The 15,417-nt window shown below is 73.0% G+C and carries 14 protein-coding genes; 10 read left to right on the forward strand and 4 right to left on the reverse strand.

Going from position 1 to position 15,417, the window contains the following annotated elements; all coding sequences use genetic code 11:
- Positions 1–18: 18 nt before the first annotated feature.
- Positions 19–1,008, reverse strand: coding sequence for a hypothetical protein (locus IPL40_07670; protein ID MBK8481041.1), 990 nt, complete (start codon positions 1,006–1,008; stop codon positions 19–21).
- A 202-nt stretch (positions 1,009–1,210) separates the two neighbouring features.
- Here IPL40_07670 and IPL40_07675 point away from each other — a divergent pair, with 202 nt between their 5' ends.
- The 10 genes from IPL40_07675 (at position 1,211) to IPL40_07720 (ending at position 11,212) form a co-directional block, all read left to right on the forward strand.
- Positions 1,211–2,134, forward strand: a complete 924-nt coding sequence (locus tag IPL40_07675) for an NUDIX domain-containing protein (protein ID MBK8481042.1) — start codon at positions 1,211–1,213, stop codon at positions 2,132–2,134.
- A gap of 174 nt (positions 2,135–2,308) precedes the next feature.
- On the forward strand, positions 2,309–3,415 hold the full coding sequence (gene nadA, locus IPL40_07680) for a quinolinate synthase NadA (GenBank protein MBK8481043.1): 1,107 nt from the start codon (positions 2,309–2,311) through the stop codon (positions 3,413–3,415).
- A gap of 42 nt (positions 3,416–3,457) precedes the next feature.
- On the forward strand, positions 3,458–5,050 hold the full coding sequence (locus IPL40_07685; protein ID MBK8481044.1) for an L-aspartate oxidase: 1,593 nt from the start codon (positions 3,458–3,460) through the stop codon (positions 5,048–5,050).
- A complete protein-coding gene (gene nadC / locus IPL40_07690) occupies positions 5,050–5,934 on the forward strand; it encodes a carboxylating nicotinate-nucleotide diphosphorylase (GenBank protein ID MBK8481045.1) in 885 nt (294 codons plus the stop codon). The genes IPL40_07685 and nadC overlap by 1 nt, the downstream gene beginning before the upstream one ends.
- A gap of 110 nt (positions 5,935–6,044) precedes the next feature.
- Entirely contained in the window at positions 6,045–6,635 is a 591-nt protein-coding gene (locus tag IPL40_07695; protein MBK8481046.1) for a LemA family protein, read from the forward strand.
- Positions 6,622–7,476, forward strand: a complete 855-nt coding sequence (locus tag IPL40_07700) for a TPM domain-containing protein (protein ID MBK8481047.1) — start codon at positions 6,622–6,624, stop codon at positions 7,474–7,476. The genes IPL40_07695 and IPL40_07700 overlap by 14 nt, the downstream gene beginning before the upstream one ends.
- A gap of 2 nt (positions 7,477–7,478) precedes the next feature.
- Positions 7,479–8,096, forward strand: a complete 618-nt coding sequence (locus tag IPL40_07705) for a TPM domain-containing protein (GenBank protein MBK8481048.1) — start codon at positions 7,479–7,481, stop codon at positions 8,094–8,096.
- 131 nt (positions 8,097–8,227) lie between these two features.
- Entirely contained in the window at positions 8,228–9,463 is a 1,236-nt protein-coding gene (locus tag IPL40_07710) for a hypothetical protein (GenBank protein ID MBK8481049.1), read from the forward strand.
- 101 nt (positions 9,464–9,564) lie between these two features.
- Positions 9,565–10,626, forward strand: coding sequence for a hypothetical protein (locus tag IPL40_07715; protein MBK8481050.1), 1,062 nt, complete (start codon positions 9,565–9,567; stop codon positions 10,624–10,626).
- A 133-nt stretch (positions 10,627–10,759) separates the two neighbouring features.
- The gene (locus IPL40_07720) at positions 10,760–11,212 is read left to right on the forward strand and encodes a hypothetical protein (GenBank protein MBK8481051.1); all 453 of its coding nucleotides are present in this window, start codon (positions 10,760–10,762) and stop codon (positions 11,210–11,212) included.
- A gap of 56 nt (positions 11,213–11,268) precedes the next feature.
- On the opposite strand, the gene IPL40_07725 is transcribed toward IPL40_07720, so the two are convergent.
- From IPL40_07725 to IPL40_07735, 3 genes are read right to left on the reverse strand one after another with little or no spacing between them, the layout of a single operon-like run.
- Positions 11,269–11,886, reverse strand: a complete 618-nt coding sequence (locus IPL40_07725) for a hypothetical protein (protein ID MBK8481052.1) — start codon at positions 11,884–11,886, stop codon at positions 11,269–11,271.
- 2 nt (positions 11,887–11,888) lie between these two features.
- Positions 11,889–14,345, reverse strand: coding sequence for a hypothetical protein (locus tag IPL40_07730; protein MBK8481053.1), 2,457 nt, complete (start codon positions 14,343–14,345; stop codon positions 11,889–11,891).
- A 2-nt stretch (positions 14,346–14,347) separates the two neighbouring features.
- The gene (locus IPL40_07735; GenBank protein MBK8481054.1) at positions 14,348–15,409 is read right to left on the reverse strand and encodes a hypothetical protein; all 1,062 of its coding nucleotides are present in this window, start codon (positions 15,407–15,409) and stop codon (positions 14,348–14,350) included.
- Between the last annotated feature and the right edge of the window lie 8 nt (positions 15,410–15,417).

A 15,417-nucleotide genomic window follows, 5' to 3' on the forward strand; every position in this document is an offset into this window, starting at 1 on the left:
CGCCGTGCCGCGCCGCGCTCAGGCGCTGGCCGCCTCGAGCGCCTCCAACTGCTCGAGGAGCTGGATCGTCTCGTCGAGCTCGCCGCGTCGCAGCGCGCGGAGCATCTCCTTATGCTGCTCCTGCGCCCGCTCGCGCAGACGCTCGCGCGACCCTGGTGAGCCGTCGATTGCGCCCAGGGTCGTCACGCGCTGGGTCAGGAGCGTTTGTCGCTCCAGCAGCTCCGTCGCGAGGCGTGCGGTCGACCGATCGACGAAGCCGAGCGTCCGTACGGTGTAGGCGCGCTTGCCGTACTGGAACTGGTGCTGGTAGCGCTCGATCGCGACGCCTGGATGACGCGGCAGCAGCGCTGGTGCCGCGTCTTCGACCGGGCTCAGGGCGCCGAGGAGGCTGCGGATCCTTTCGTCGCAGAGGCCGTCGCGCAGGGCCTTGATGGCCCCCTTATGTTGTTGCTGGGCCAGCCCCCGCACGACCTCGCCCCCAGGCGTCGCGCGTCCGCGGCAGTCCGTCGTCTCCGAGGCGATGAGAATCGTCTCGTGATAGACGTCCGTCCGCACCGCCGCGTAGTAGTCGGTTTGGATCGCGTAGAGACGGCCGGCGTGGCGGATCGCATGGCGGTAGGTTCGGATCCGCGGCGAGAACTCCCGCGCCGAGCCTTGCGCCTCCTCGCGCGCCTCCTCCGGGCGCGGCTCGAGGCTGCCGAGCAGCGCGGCGATCTTTTCGTCGAGCTCGCCGCGGCGCAGGCGCTTGAGCAAGGTCTTGTGCTGCTCGCGCATCAGCTCGCCGACGCGCTTTTCGTGGGCCGGCTGGCCGGCCAGCTCGCCGTAGTCGAGCTTGGCGCTGCAGATGATCGTGCCCTTGAAGAAGACGTGGCTGTAGACATGCGGATTGCGCAGGCCGGAGTCCTCCGTCTGCACGTGGTAGACGCGGTTCCGATGCCGCAGGTTGTGGTTGAAGCCCATCAGCGGCGGGCGAGGTCCGGGCGGCGATATGGCGCTTTCGATCTGCATCCGCACGCTCTGGGACAGAGATAGCCCGCTTGCGCTGGATCCATCGTCGGATCGCGCGCGCTTTATAAGGGGGATCCCGAGGCGCCCTCGGCAGAGCCCCGGGGGGAGCGCGAGGCGCTGCCTGCGCGGCTGCGCCTGTGGGTGAAGCTCGCCCCCTGGCGCCGCTGTGGACGCCTGTGGCATCTTCGCCGCGGAGCAGGTGATGGCAGGCGGGCGACAGGTCTACGTACGGTTGAACGCGGTGATTCTCGCGGTCAGCGACGAGCGTCCGCTCCTGCTCACGGTCGCCGCGGGTGACGAGCCAGTGGCTGCCCTGCCGGCCGGGGTGCTCGACGCCGAGAGCGACCGCACGCTGGAGCTGGCGCTGCGGCGGCTGGTGCGCGAGCAGGCCGGCCTCGAGCTCGGCTATGTCGAGCAGCTCTATACCTTCGGCGACCGCGGGCGCGATCCGCGCGAGCGTGTATTGTCGGTGGCGTATCTCGCGTTGGTGGGCGAGGGGCGCGGTGCGCCGCCGCCGGCGGCCGCCGAGCTGGCTGCCTGGCGCGATGGCTATGCGCTCTTCCCCTGGGAGGATTGGCGCGAGGCTCGACCGGCGGGGCTCGCCGCGCTGATCGAACCGGCGCTACGCGCCTGGGCCGGCGCCGACGGCGAGCGGCAGGCGCGCGCGGCGATCTACTTCGGCCTCGGCGGGTCGGCCTGGGATCCGACGCGGGTGCTCGAGCGCTACGAGCTGCTCTATGAGCTCGGGCTGGTCGCCGAGAGCGCGCGCGATCGGCGCGGCGGCGCCAGCGCCCTGCTGGGTCAGCCGATGGCGCTCGACCATCGTCGGATGGTGGCGACGGCGCTCGGGCGCATGCGCGGCAAGCTCTCCTATCGCCCCGTGGTCTTCGAGCTGCTGCCCGAGGCCTTCACGCTCTCGCGGCTGCAGCGGGTCGTCGAGGCCTTGGCCGGAATGCGCCTGCACACGCCGAACTTTCGGCGCTTGATCGAGCGCGGCGGGTTGGTCGAGCGCACGGGCGTGCTGGCGACCCGTAGCGTCGGTCGGCCGGCGGAGCTCTACCGCTTCCGCCGTGAGGTGCTGCGCGAGCGGCCCGCGCCGGGCGTCGGCCTGCCGCGAGGGGTGTAATCCAAGCTCGCCTCGCCATCGCTCGCAGCCCGCGCGCTTGCCTGCGCGCGCGTTCCTGCGCCTTGACGCTCGTGCTGGTCGCGACTATAGTTTATTTTACTCATCCTGAGTAGAAGTCGCCCGGGCGTCGCTCGGGGCGCGGCCCTAGGGGGAGACATGGAGGCGCGGGTGGCGATGCGGTCAGCAACGAGTGCCGGTTCCGGCGAGGCCTGCACCAGCGCCGCCGTGGCCGCGGCCGCGACGGCGCTGCACCAGCGCCTCGGGGCGAAGCTGACGCGCGCCGAGTGTGAGGCGCATGCGCCCTGGGTGGTGCGGATCCAGGCGCTCAAGCGTGCCCGACACGCCGTGGTCTTGGCGCACAACTACATGACGCCCGAGATCTTCCATGGCGTGGCCGACCTCCAGGGCGACTCGCTGGCGCTGGCCTACCAGGCAGCCGCGACCGACGCCGAGGTCGTCGTCGTCGCGGGCGTGCACTTCATGGCCGAGACGGCCAAGCTCGTCAGCCCGGAAAAGATCGTGCTCTGCCCCGATCTGCGCGCCGGCTGTTCGCTGGCCTCGTCGATCACGGCCGAAGACGTGCGGGCCCTACGGCTGCAGCACCCCGGCTTGCCCGTGGTCACCTACGTCAATACCTCGGCGGCGGTGAAGGCCGAGTCCGATATCTGCTGCACCTCGGGCAACGCGGTGCAGGTCGTCCGCTCGCTCGGGGTGCCGCGCGTGATCTTTCTCCCTGATGCCTACCTCGGCCAGTGGGTCGCGGCGCAGAGCGGGGTCGAGCTGATCCTCTGGCAGGGCCATTGTGAGGTGCATGAGCGCTTCAGCGGCGAGCAGCTCCAAACCTTTCGCGCGTCGCATCCGGGGCTGCGGATGCTGGCGCATCCAGAGTGTCCGCCGGACGTGCTGGAGGCGGCCGACTATGTCGGCTCGACCGCGGAGATGATCCGCTACGTCGGCGCCGAGCGGCCGCCGCGCGTGGCGCTGATCACTGAATGCTCGATGAGCGACAACGTCGCGGCGAGCTTTCCCGAGCTGGAGTTCATCCGGCCGTGCACGCTCTGTCCGCACATGCAGCGCATCACCTTGGCCAACATCGCCGCGGCGCTCGAGCGGCTGGAGCCGCGGGTGGAGATCGACCCGGCGCTCGCCGCGCGGGCGCGGAAGGCCGTCGAAAGGATGCTGGCCATCACCGCGCCGGCTGCAGGGCGCAGCGCGCCGCGTTTCGCGCCCGCGGGTCAGCGCGCGCAATCGAGCGCCGGCTGTCCGGCGAGCGAGGGGTAGACGATGCGACTGCCAGGCGAGAACGAGCGCTTCGACGCGGTCATGTCGACGGGCCTCGTCGTCGTCGGCAGTGGGCTCGCCGGCCTGACGGCAGCCCTCGGCCTGGCGGATCGCGGCGTGACGCTCTTGACCAAGACCGAGCTGGGCGCGGGCGGCGCTAGCGCCTGGGCCCAGGGCGGGTTGGCCGCGGCCCTCGGCGTCGATGACTCCCCCGAGCACCACGCTGCCGACACGCTGGCCGTGGCCGACGGCCTGGCCGACCCCGCGGTCGTCGAGCTGCTGACGCGTCAGGCCCCAGAGCGCGTGCGCTTCCTGCTCGCGCTCGGCGCCGAGCTCGACCGCGACGCCGACTGCACGCTAGCGCTCGGTCGCGAGGCGGGGCACTCGCGGCGACGAATCCTCCACGCGCACGGCGACGCCACGGGCGCCGAGCTGGTGCGCGCGCTGACGGCGGCGCTGCGGCGCCGCGGTGACGTCGCGCTCGCTGAGCGCACCTTCGCGCTCGAGCTCGTCACCGAGGGCGGGCGCGTCGCGGGTCTGATCGCGCGGCGCGCCGACGGCGCGCGCTGCCTTTGGCGCTGCGCGGCCGTGGTCCTGGCGACGGGCGGCTGCGGTCGGCTCTTCGCGCATACCACCAATCCGCCCGAGCTGACCGGTGACGGCTTGGCCCTGGCCGCGCGCGCTGGCGCGCGCTTGGCCGACCTCGAGTTCGTGCAGTTCCATCCCACGGCGCTCGACGGCGGCCGCGACCCGCTGCCGCTGCTGACGGAGGCGCTGCGCGGCGAAGGCGCCCTGATCATCGACGAGCGCGGGCGACGCTTTCTCCTCGACCACCATCCCGCTGCGGAGCTGGCGCCACGCGACGTCGTGGCGCGGGCGATCTGGCGCGTGCAGCAGCGCGGTGGACGGGCCTTCCTCGATGCCACCGGCGCGCTCGGGGCGCGGCTGGCCGCCCGCTTTCCGACGGTCTTCGAGCTCTGTCGCCGCGACGGGCTCGACCCGCGTATCGCGCCGCTGCCGATCACGCCCGCCGCCCACTATCACATCGGCGGTATCGCCGTTGATGGGCGCGGTCGCAGCTCGCTGCCGGGATTGTGGGCCGCCGGCGAGAACGCCTGCACCGGAGCCCATGGCGCCAACCGCCTGGCCAGCAACTCGCTGCTCGAGGCCATGGTGATCGCCGGCCGCGTGGCCGAGGACGTGGCGACGCAGCTGCCGCTCTGCTGCGACGTGCCCGCGTCGCCGCTCGCCGCTGGCGCTGGGGTAGCGAGCGCTGGGGCGCTGGTCGGCGCGGGTGTCTGCTCAGCGGCGGCCGAGGCGAGCAGGGCGGAGGCCGAGGTCGTGAGCACCCTACGCGCGCTGATGTGGCGCGACGTCGGGTTGGTGCGCGACCACGCGGGGCTGACGCGTGCGCTGCAGACGATCGTGGAGCTGGCGCGACGCCTCGGGCCCGGCGCGGGTGAGGCGCATAACCTGCTCGAGGTGGCGCAGCTCGTGACGGCCGCGGCGCTCGCCCGACGCGAGAGCCGTGGGGTGCACTTCCGCGCCGATTTCCCGGCGCACCTCGAGGGGGCGGCCTTCCACTCGACGATGATCGGGCGCACGGTCGAGGCCGCGCGCCAGCGAGTAGCCTGATGCACCATCCCGCCGCCCTGCTCGATCCGGAGGCCCTCGTCCCGCCGCATCCGCTGCTCTGGGAGCCGCTCTTGCGCGCCGCGCTCCTCGAGGATCTCGGCCGGGCCGGCGACCTGACCAGCGAGGCGATCGTGCCGCCCGCGTTGCAGGCGCGCGGCCGGATCGTCGCCCGACAGGCGGGCTGTGTGGCGGGGCTGCTGCCCGCGACGCGCGCGCTCTTGCTCTTCGAACCGCAGGTCGTCGTCGAGGCGCAGGTCGGCGAGGGCGCCGTCGTCGCCGCGGGCGAGACCCTGGCGCTGGTGCGCGGGCCCGCCCGGGCCCTGCTCGGCGCCGAGCGCACGACGCTCAACCTGCTGGGCCGCCTCTGCGGGATCGCCACGGTGACGCGCGGCGTGGTCGAGGCGTTGAGCGGCACGCGAGCCCGCGTGGTCTGCACGCGCAAGACGACACCGGGACTGCGCGTGCTCGAGAAGTACGCCGTGCGCGCGGGCGGCGGCGCGAATCACCGCTTCGGCCTCGACGACGCTGTGCTGATCAAGGACAACCACCTGGTCCTCGCCGGCAGCATCGGCGAGGCGGTGGCCCGCGTGCGACGCCGCGTCGGGCACATGATCAAGGTCGAGGTCGAGGTCGACAACCTCGCGCAGCTCGAAGAGGCGCTGGCCGCGGGGATCGACGCCGTGCTGCTCGACAACATGGACCTGGCGACGCTGCGGCGCGCCACGAGCATCGTCGCCGGCCGTGTGCTAACAGAGGCCTCGGGCGGCATTCGTCCCGATAACGTGGCGGCGATCGCGTCGACCGGGGTCGACCTGCTCTCGATCGGCTGGCTGACGCATAGCGCGGCGAGCCTCGATGTGGCGCTTGATCTCGAGCTCGCCTGATTCGCTGGCGAGGCGTTGATTCGCTGGCGAGGCGTTGATTCGCTGGCGAGGCGTTGATTCGCTGGCGAGGTTTTGCTTCGCTGGCGAGGCTAGTTGTGGAGGCATCGACGATGCGCAAGAGCTGGTGTGGACGTGGGTGGATCGCCGCAGCGCTGGGCTGCTCGCTGCTGGTCGGCTGCGGCTACAACGCCGTGATCGAGCGCGACGAAGAGGTCAAGGCGGCCTGGGCCGAGGTGCAGAATCAGTACAAGCGCCGGGCCGACCTGGTGCCGAACCTGGTCAAGGTGGTCAAGGGGGCGGCCAACTTCGAGCAGCAGACGCTGCAGAAGGTCGTCGAGGCCCGCTCGCAGGTGGCGGGGCTGAAGATCGACGCCAGCACGGCGCAGGACCCCGCCAAGCTGCGCGCCTTCGAGCAGGCGCAGAGCCAGCTCTCGGGCGCGCTGTCGCGCTTGTTGGTCGTCGTCGAGCGCTATCCGCAGCTCAAGGCCACGGAGGCCTTTCGCGACCTGCAGGCGCAGCTCGAGGGCACGGAGAACCGCGTGACGGTGGCCCGTGGGCGCTTCATCGCGTCGGTAGCCGAGTACAACAAGGTCGTGCTGCGCTTCCCCAGCAGCCTGGGCGCCAAGCTGCGTGGCAAGACCCTGCGGCCGACCTTCGAGGGTACGGCGGCCGACGCCCAGCCACCCGATGTCAACCTCTAGCGCGGCGACCCGATTGGCCCCCGTCGCCGGGCTCGCGCGCGCGTCCCTGGGCCTCGCGCTGCTCTGCGGGGCCAACCTCGGGCACGCCGCGCCGCTGCCGGTGCCGGCGCTCGCGGGGCACGTCAACGACCGCGCCGGGCTGCTTCCGGCCGCGACGCGCGCACGGCTCGAGGCGCAGCTCAGCGCCTTCGAGCAGCAGACCGCGCACCAATTCGCGGTGCTGATCACCGACACGCTGCAGGGCGAGGCGGTCGAGACCTACGCGCTGCGGGTGGCCGAGGCCTGGAAGCTCGGGCAGGCTCGCCACGACAACGGCCTGCTGCTGCTGATCGCGCTCAACGACCGGCGGATGCGCATCGAGGTCGGTTATGGTCTCGAGGGCTCGATCCCCGATCTGCTCGCCGCGCGGATCGTCCGCAACGTGCTGACGCCTGCCTTTCGCGCCCGCGACTTTGGCGGTGGTATCGAGCGCGCGCTGGCCTTGCTGATGGACGCCGCGCGTGGCCTCAAGGTCGAGGTGCCCGCGCCCGCGCGCGCGCGCAGAGGGCCGGCGCCGGGCGGCACCCTGCTCTGGTTGGTGATCGCCCTCGCTTGGGGCGTTGGCAGCCTGGCGCTGGGCGCGCGGCGGCAGCGCCTGCTGGGAGGGCGTGGCGGGCGCCGGCGGGGGATCGGTGGCCTCGAGGGTCTGGCCGGGCTCGGGCTCGGGCTGGGCGGCCCCTGGGTCGGCCCACGCGAGCGCGGCTCCCACCGCGGCGGCGGGCTCTGGGGCGGTGGCGGCGGTGGCGGCTTCAGTGGCGGGGGCGGCGGCTTCGGCGGCGGCGGCGCCTCGGGAGGGTGGTAGCGATGGCGCTGCTCTCGGCGGAGGAGGCGCGGCGCGTCGAGGAGGCGGTCGCCACGGCAGAGGCGCGGACGGCGGGTGAGATCGTCGTGGTCGTCGTCGCGCGCAGTGAGCGCTACGAGGGGTCGCGCGCCCTGCTCGCAGCGCTGTGGACGATCATGGCGGCTACGGCGGCGGCGGCGTATCTGCCGTGGCACGTCGAGCCGCTGTGGCTGCTGGTGGCTCAGCTTCCAGCCCTCGCGCTGGGCTTCTGGCTCGCCGGCTGGGGTCCCTTGCTGCGCACGGTGCTGCCGCCGGGCCGGGCCGCGCGGGCGGTCCATGAGCGGGCGCTGCGGGCCTTCGCCGAGCACGGTGTCCACCGCACGCGCGATCGCTCGGGCCTGCTGATCTTGATCAGCGCGCTCGAGCGGCGCGTCGAGATCCTCGGCGACGATGGGATTCATCAGCGGGTCGGGGCGCAGGGCTGGGCCGAGCAGGTGACGCAGCTCGTGGCGGCCGTGCGCGAGGGACGCCCAGGCGATGGCTTGGTCAGCGTGATCGAGCAGCTCGGCGCGCTGCTGTCGGCGCACTTCCCGCGGCGCAGCGATGACACCAACGAGCTACCGGATACCCCGCGGCAATGAGCCGCGGCCCCTGCGCTGACCCGCTGGCAGCGGGGGCCTTGCCCCGGAGGCGGGCTCGTGGCAAGCAGGCGGATAGGGTTGGCTGGGCACAGGCCGCTAGCTAAGGTCGGGATAGGGTCGGGGGGGCCGAGATGGGACGGCTGGCGCGCTTTTCCGCGGGCGTGGTGAGGCCCGCGACGATTGTCTGCGCGGTGATCCTTGGCACGATCATCACCTGCACCGGGGCGAGGGCCTTCGGCGCTTCACCGTGCGCGCAGCGAGCCAAGCACACCCCCGCGGATCCGGCGCGTCGTCGGCTCCTTGTCGGGGCTGCAGCGGTCGCAGCGTCGGCGCTGCTGCCGAGGCGCGCCGCTGCCCGCCCTCACGCGAAGTCCCCGCACGGCGAGCCCGTCGCCAAGGGCCTGCTGACGGACTACTTCGCCGCGACCAGCCCCGGGGCGGCCGGGGCGGCCGATGCGTCCAACTGGGCGCTAGTGGTGGCCGACGCGCTCGAGGGCCTGCGCGATTTCCCGCCGGCGCGCGCGGACAATCCCCTCCGGACGGAGGGCCAGCCGGTGGTCGACGCGTCGGCGCGGATCATGTTGCTCACCGGAGAGGAACTCGCGAGCTCTCCCGCCGGGCGCGCGGTCTTCGGAAGGCTGGCGCGGTCCGGAGCGGCCGAGCTTGGGGGCCTGCCCCTGCTGGCCTTTGGCCAGTGGGCCCCCACCGAGCTCGGCAAGCTCTTTGCGCCGGGCGAGCGCAGGGCGCTCGAGGCGGCGCTGCAGCGGGGCGAGCGCCCCTGGCGGCTCGCGCTCGCGCGGGCCGTCGCCGCCGAGGGCGATCCCCGGGACCTGGCGCTCTATCGAAACCACTGGGACGTGCTCGTCAACGTGGATTGGCTCTTCGGCGCGGCGGCGACCTTCGGGCCCTCCGCGACGCATGAGCTGCTGACCCGAGGCCTGCTCGCCCCGTGGGCCTTTGCCGCGCTGCCGGCGATGTTCGCCGCGCGGCCCGCGGACCGGCCGCTGCGTGGTCCTGGAGCGTGGAGGCGGGCCGAGGGCGATCCGGCGGCCGCCGTGGATTGCTTCGAGACCTTCGCCGCGCTGCTCGAAGCGCTCTGGCGAGGCTTTAACCGCGGCAGCGCCGAGGGCTGGACGACCGCGCGCCAGGTTCAGGCCTTCTTCAAGGAGCGGGCGGATCGCGGCCTGCCCATGGGCCGCTACGCCTTTCGCGAGCAGGCAGCACAGCCCGGTGCCGCCACCGAGCTGGCGCTGCCGGTGGCGGAGCTCTTCATTGCCGAGAACCCCTTTCCGAGCCGGCGGGCGCGGATCGATCCAGATCGGGACGCGGACGAGGACGACGGCGCCGACAAGCGCAGCGGCGAGTAGCGCAGCGGCGAGTAGCGCAGCGCCGAGCAGCGTGGCGTGGGTGAGGAGGGCGTGATGGGCAGGTCGGCGGAGCGTGGGTCGTAGTCGCGCTGGTTGCAGCCATGGTGAGCCCGGCGCTGGGCGCGCCTGGCGGCGCCTTCGTCCCGGCGCGTCGGTGCTTCCTCGTCACGGCTGCGACCGTTGCGGCCTCGGCGGGGGTCGCTCTGCTGGCGGGAGCCGCGCCGACCGGCAATCACAGGCCCGGCCACCAGACGAGGGGGCGAATCGTCGACGGCGCCTTGCGCTCGGTCGCCGCCGAGCTGCGTCCTGCGCTCAAGCACGTGGGGGTCTGGTCCGAGCTGGTCGGGGCGCTCTTCCAGGAGAGTCGCGCCTACCCGCTCCCCGGAAGCGAACATCCCTTCCAGCAGCCGCTGCCGAGTGCCCTGGTCGTCGGCGAGCTGAACCTGGTGCTCGCTCCGCAGCGCGAGGTGCTGGGGTCGCGGGCCATTCTGGCGGCCTCTGGGGGGGAAGGGCTGCCCGACGCGACCAAGCTGATCAGCCTCAGCGAGCTCCACGAGACGCCGCTGGCCCGCGTGGCCGGCGGTGCGGGCAAGATCGAGGCCGAGCTGCGACAGGGGCGCCACTCCGACGCCTTGCGCCTGGCCCAGCAGCGCCTGGAGCTCCCGCCGTTGGACGTCGCGCTCTATCACGCTCAGACCACCGTCTACCTCTTGGCCGAGCGGATCTTCAGCGCTCAGCGCGCCACGCCGGCGCAGGAGGACCGCGAGCTGGCGTGGCTCCGCGGGCTCGTCGGAGACGTGGTGTTCGGCGCCATGCCCGCGCTCTTTGCGCAGCGCCCCGCCGCGTTGACCGCGGCTTCACCCGGCCCCTGGGAGACGCTGCCTTCCGATCGCGCCGCCGGGCCGGCCTACCTCGAACGCTTGGCCGATGCCCTGGGGCGCGACGACGAGGCTGCGCGCGGGCAAGGCCGGGCCGGCGCGCCCGACCCACAGGTGCAGTCGGATCGAGAGGTCGCCAAGGAGCTCCGAGGCAGCGCAAACGCCGCGGTGCATCGTGTGCGTGCGGTGCCGGCACCGCGACCGAGCGTGATCATCATTCCCTTCGGCACCCCCTTCGGCGACCCCTTTGGCAGAAGGGACCCACCGCGGGGAATCGAGATCTAGAGCGCGCGTGCGCGAAGGCTCGGCGCGCTGGGAGCCACCCTGGCGGGCGCGCGCTCGCCCTGCCCGCGGACACCGGCTATGCTCGTGGCGCCGCGGCCCTTGGAAGCGGGAGCGGCACGGAGCGAGGGTGACGATGTCCGGTTCAGATACACGCGTGGCGGCGCGCAACCCGGTGGGGCGGGTCGAGATCGTGACCGTCTACCGCGACAGGCGGCACCTGCCGGCAACGGGCCTGCTGCAACACCTCGAGCAGCGCGCCGAGGTCTACACCATCTTCAATGTCGTCGGCGTGGTGCGCGATGTCTCGCAAAACGGGCTCGGCATCTCCTTCGAGGGCCAGCGCCTGATGGGCAGCAACATCCTGCGTGATGGCGAGCAGTATGTCCTCAAGCTGACAATGCTGCTCTCCGAGGTGCCCCCGGAGCTGCGGCAGTTCGTCAGCAGCGAGGGTTCCTACAGCTTCGTGGCGTTGCGGGCGCAATGCGCTTGGCACCAGACGACCAGCGAGGTCTCGCGGGCCGGCTTCGAGCTGCTCGACAGCAACCCTCCCGAGGTGCTGGCCTTCGTGCGCGAGCAGACGGCCTAGGCTAGCGGCCCAGGCTAGCGGCCCGCCCTGATCGCCAGCGGGCCGCCGGCGCCAGCTCAGCGGCAGGTGCCGCCCCCGACCTCGCCGACGCAACGACCCGTCTCACAGTGGTCGTTGGTCGTGCAGCTATCGCCGTCGTCGCAGAGGCTGCCCGTGAGCTTGGTCCACGCGGTCTTGTCGTTGCGTGGTCGGCAGCGCTCGCAGACGTTATCCGGGTTGGCCTCGTTCTCCAGCATGCACCGCGGCCGCCGCAGGCTGCCCTCGCGCACGAGCACCAGGCACGTCTCCCCCTCGACCTGGAAGCTGCAGAGCCCATGGCCGAGGCAGAGATCCCGCGTGCAGGAAAGGCCATCGTTGCAGATTTGTCCGAAGGCGACGTGGCAGCGGCCGTCGTCGCCGCAGCGCGCGGTGATGGCGCAGGGGTCGGTGGTCGTGCAGGGGCTCCCCGCCGCCCCGTCACAGCGCGGCAGCGCGCGCGCATCGGGACCGATCGCCGCGCCCGCATCGCGGCCTAGGCGTAGGTCCGCCGTGGCCGCCCCATCGCTCGTGTTCGACCCTGCGTCGCGCGTGCCTTGCGCGCCGCAGCCGCAGGCCGCGGCCAAGAGCGCAGCGCTTGCCCAGACCAGCGTCGCGGCGCCCTCGCGGCGCCGCGCGCGCGCTCCTCGCGCCCGCATGCTCATGGCTCCTCCCAGCGCGCGTAGGCGATGGTGACCACGCTGTCGGGCTCGAGGCGCCCGAGCCCCAGCAGCACGATCGCGTTGGTCGCCGCGTGATAGACGAAGCCTCCGGCGCGGCTGCGCGGCAAGACCCGGCCGTCGAGCGTGACGCGCAGGCTGGCGCTGATCGGCACCTCGGCCAGCTTCAGCGGCGAGCCCTTGGCCAGCAGGTCCTCGAGGATCACCTGCATGCTCGGGCCGAGGTCCGGCTGACAGATATCGAAGGTCTGACCGCCGAGCATCCGGCTGAGATCGAGGTAGCCGTGCGCGATCTGCACCGAGCGATTGTCGCAGCTACCCGGGCAGAGGCCGCCGATGACATGGACGATGGCCTCGCTCCCCGGGAAGGCGCTGTCTTGGCCGGTGAAGAGCTTGAAGTAGGGCTGAAGGTCCGTCTCCAGCCGCGTCGCGGTCTCGGCAGGGAGCACGCATTGGCTCGAGTTGGCGTTGACGTAGTCGAGGTCGTCGTCCTGGGGCACCTCGTCCGTGACGATGATGACCAGCGTCTCGGCGCCCTGGCGGATCCGACTGGGCAAGGCCGCGTCGCCCGGTGCGGCGCGGGGCAGGTGCCGCTCCACGGCGCGGCGCGCGTTGGTCATTCCCCACTCGTCGCCACCCTCATAGCCGGGTGGATTGCGCACGCAGGCCGCAAAGATCGCGCCCTCGCTGGGGAGCAGGAAGCGATCCGCCCCGCCGCCGTCGCTCGGGTCGCTGGACGCGCGGGAGCAGAAGCGCCCCACCGTGGGCTGAATCCTGCCCGTGTCGCCCCAGTCGCTGCTGTCGGGCGGGATGATGTTGGTCACGCCCATGCGGAAGTCGAGCCCGGCGGCGAGCGCCTGGCCGAAGAACGCCGCGGCGTTACTGGCGATGTCGGCGCGGTTGTCGCTCATCGAGAAGGACTCATCGATCACCCAGATGATGTCGACCGGGGGCGAGCTCTGATGCGGTATGGTGGACTCGCATTCGCGCCGCGCCGCCCGGCCGGCGCGACCGAGCAGCGTGCCGCTGGCCACGTCCTCGGCGACCCAGGGCAGCTCGCTTCCGGCGGCGTTCTCGCCCTCGTAGGTCGTCAGCGCGACGACGAAGACCGCACGCCCGTCCTTGCGCATCACCACCGCGGCTCGCAGCACAAAAAAGCTAGCGTCGATACGCGGCGTAGCCGGCCAGCCCTGAATGACCGCCGGTGCGCCCATCAGCGCCTCGAGCACGGTGCGCCGCACCTCCGCCAGCTGCCAGGGCGCGCTCGGCACCAGGTCCACGACGAGCTTGCTGACCAGGTCGAAGCCGTCATGCGAGCGCCCCGGTGCCCCACTGGCGCGCAGCCGCACGGCGCCGTCCCGGCCGACCTCGCTGTTGCGCACGGCCGTGATCAGGCGATCGGCCTCGGAGCGCACGTCCGCGCTGATCAGCGGCAGCGTGACGACGAAGCCCAGCGTCGCCTGCGTGCCCTCGACCAACTCGAAGGCGGCTGCCGCGCTGCCTGCCGGCGCGCTGCTCGCCGAGAGCGGCGTATAGCTGGCGCGCGCATCGAGCGCGAGCGTCCAGTCCCCGAGCGCGGCGCCGCTCGTATGGGTGCTCACCTCGCGCTGCCCCCCCTGGTGCAGGGGCGTGCTCGGCACGCAGACGCCCGCGCCGATCAGGGCGTCCGTCCCTAGCCCGAAGGTGTCCTCCAGCCGCGGGTCGCTCTCGCCCTGCGAGCAGGCGAAGAGCGCCAGCGGCGCGCAGCCCCCGCCGGCGCCGCCCGTGCACTGCTGGCCGGGGCCGCAGGCGTCCGCCGCCACCGGCGCGCAGCCGGCCACGACCTCGCCGCAGTGGCGGCGACAGCAGCCGACGTGCGCGTTGCCGTCGTGATCCTCGAGCGCATCGAGGACCCCATCGTTGTCGCTATCGAGGTCGATCGCGTCGGCGAAGTTGTCGCGGTCCGTGTCTACCGGCGGCGTGAGCGGATCGGCGTCGCCAGCCTCGATCGCGTCGGTGATCCCGTCGCCGTCGCTGTCGTCGTCGAGGTAGTCCGGCGTCCCGTCGTCGTCGCTGTCGCGGCCGAGCGCGCAGCCCTCGTCGCGATCGAGGATCGTGTCGTGATCGCTATCCTGCGCCTCGTCGCAGGCGCCCGGCGGTCCGTCGGGCCGCACGCGCGCGTCGCGCAGCCGGCCATCGGCGCTGCCCGCGTCGCGCCCTACACTGCCGCCGCGGTCGCGGGGGAGCGCCCCGTCGGCCAGCACCATGGCGTCGCGGTCGAGGGCGGCGTCGACGCTCTCGCGGCTCTTGAGGTCGAAGTCGAGCGTAAAGGAGCAAGAGGTCGTCAGCGCCGCCGCGAGGGCCAAGGCGAGGCGACGACAGCAGCGGTTGGTGCGCAAGAGCGTGGCCTCCTCAGCCCGTGCCGCTGGGGCGGTGCGCGTCTCCATGAGTAGGGCCATCGTCAAAACGCCCAGCGCGCGCCGACGCCGCGCGTGGTCACGGACACCTGGGCGCCGCGCGCGCTGCCGCGACCCGCGCCGCTGGCCTGCGCGGGCGCGCCCGGTCCACGCGAGGCCGTGGCCGAGGGGTTCGCCAGCCAGAGCACGAGCCCGGTGATGGCCGCCGTCAGGCCGACACCGAAGGCGAGGTCGGCGCCAAGCGCCAGGCGCTTGCCGCCCTCGAGCTCCGCGCGCGAGCAATCCGGGCAGCGGTCGGCGAGCTCGGCGCGCCGTTGCGTCGCCAGCAGCGCGAGCACGCCGCCGGTCGCCAGCGCCGCGCCCCCGGCGCCAAAGGCGACCCAGGCGGCGGTGCGGGAGGGGGCCCTGTGGGAGGGAGCCCGGTCCATGCGGTCGCGCAGCGTGCCGGCCGCGCCGCCTACGCTCGCGCTGGCTGGCCCGCTCGTCGTCGCATCGTCGTCGCCCTCGGTGGCATCCCAATCCTGAGACAGGGCCGCGCCCCCGGGGCTCGTGGGGGCGACGGCGCCCGGTTTTGACGCAGCGGCCGCCAAGGTCGCTCGCTCGCTCGGCGCGCCCTCGCAGCCGCCGCGGTCGCCGTTGAGCAGCGCCTGGCCGCAGATGATCGCGCTGCCGTAGTCGCCGTGCTGCGCCAACCAGCGGAACTGCGCGTAGCGCTGGGGGGCGAGCCGCGACCGGAGCGACTCGACGTCCACGCTGAGCACGAGCAAGCCGCCGCGCTGCTCCGCCTCGGCATTGCAGGTGCTGCTCAGCGTGCGCGCCCGCTCCGCGGCTGCCGCGCTCTGGCCCGTGGCGACCAGGCGATCGAGCTCCGCCAAGCTCCCGTCGACGGGCGTCTGCACCGGGCGGGGCAGGGTCGTCTCGCGCAAACGCGCGCACTCCTGGCGCGCCTGTTCGAGCACGGAGCCGACCGGCAGCGGGCGTGCGCGGGTGGCACAGGCGCCGAGCCCCACGACGCCGCCGAGCGCCAGCACGGCGCCGAGCCCCGAGGGGCCGAGGATCAGGAGGAAGCGTCGGCGCCGCGGGGCCGAGATCAGCAGATCGCGCAAGCTGCGCC

This window comes from Pseudomonadota bacterium (assembly GCA_016711215.1).
In the GTDB taxonomy this organism is placed as follows: domain Bacteria; phylum Myxococcota_A; class Polyangia.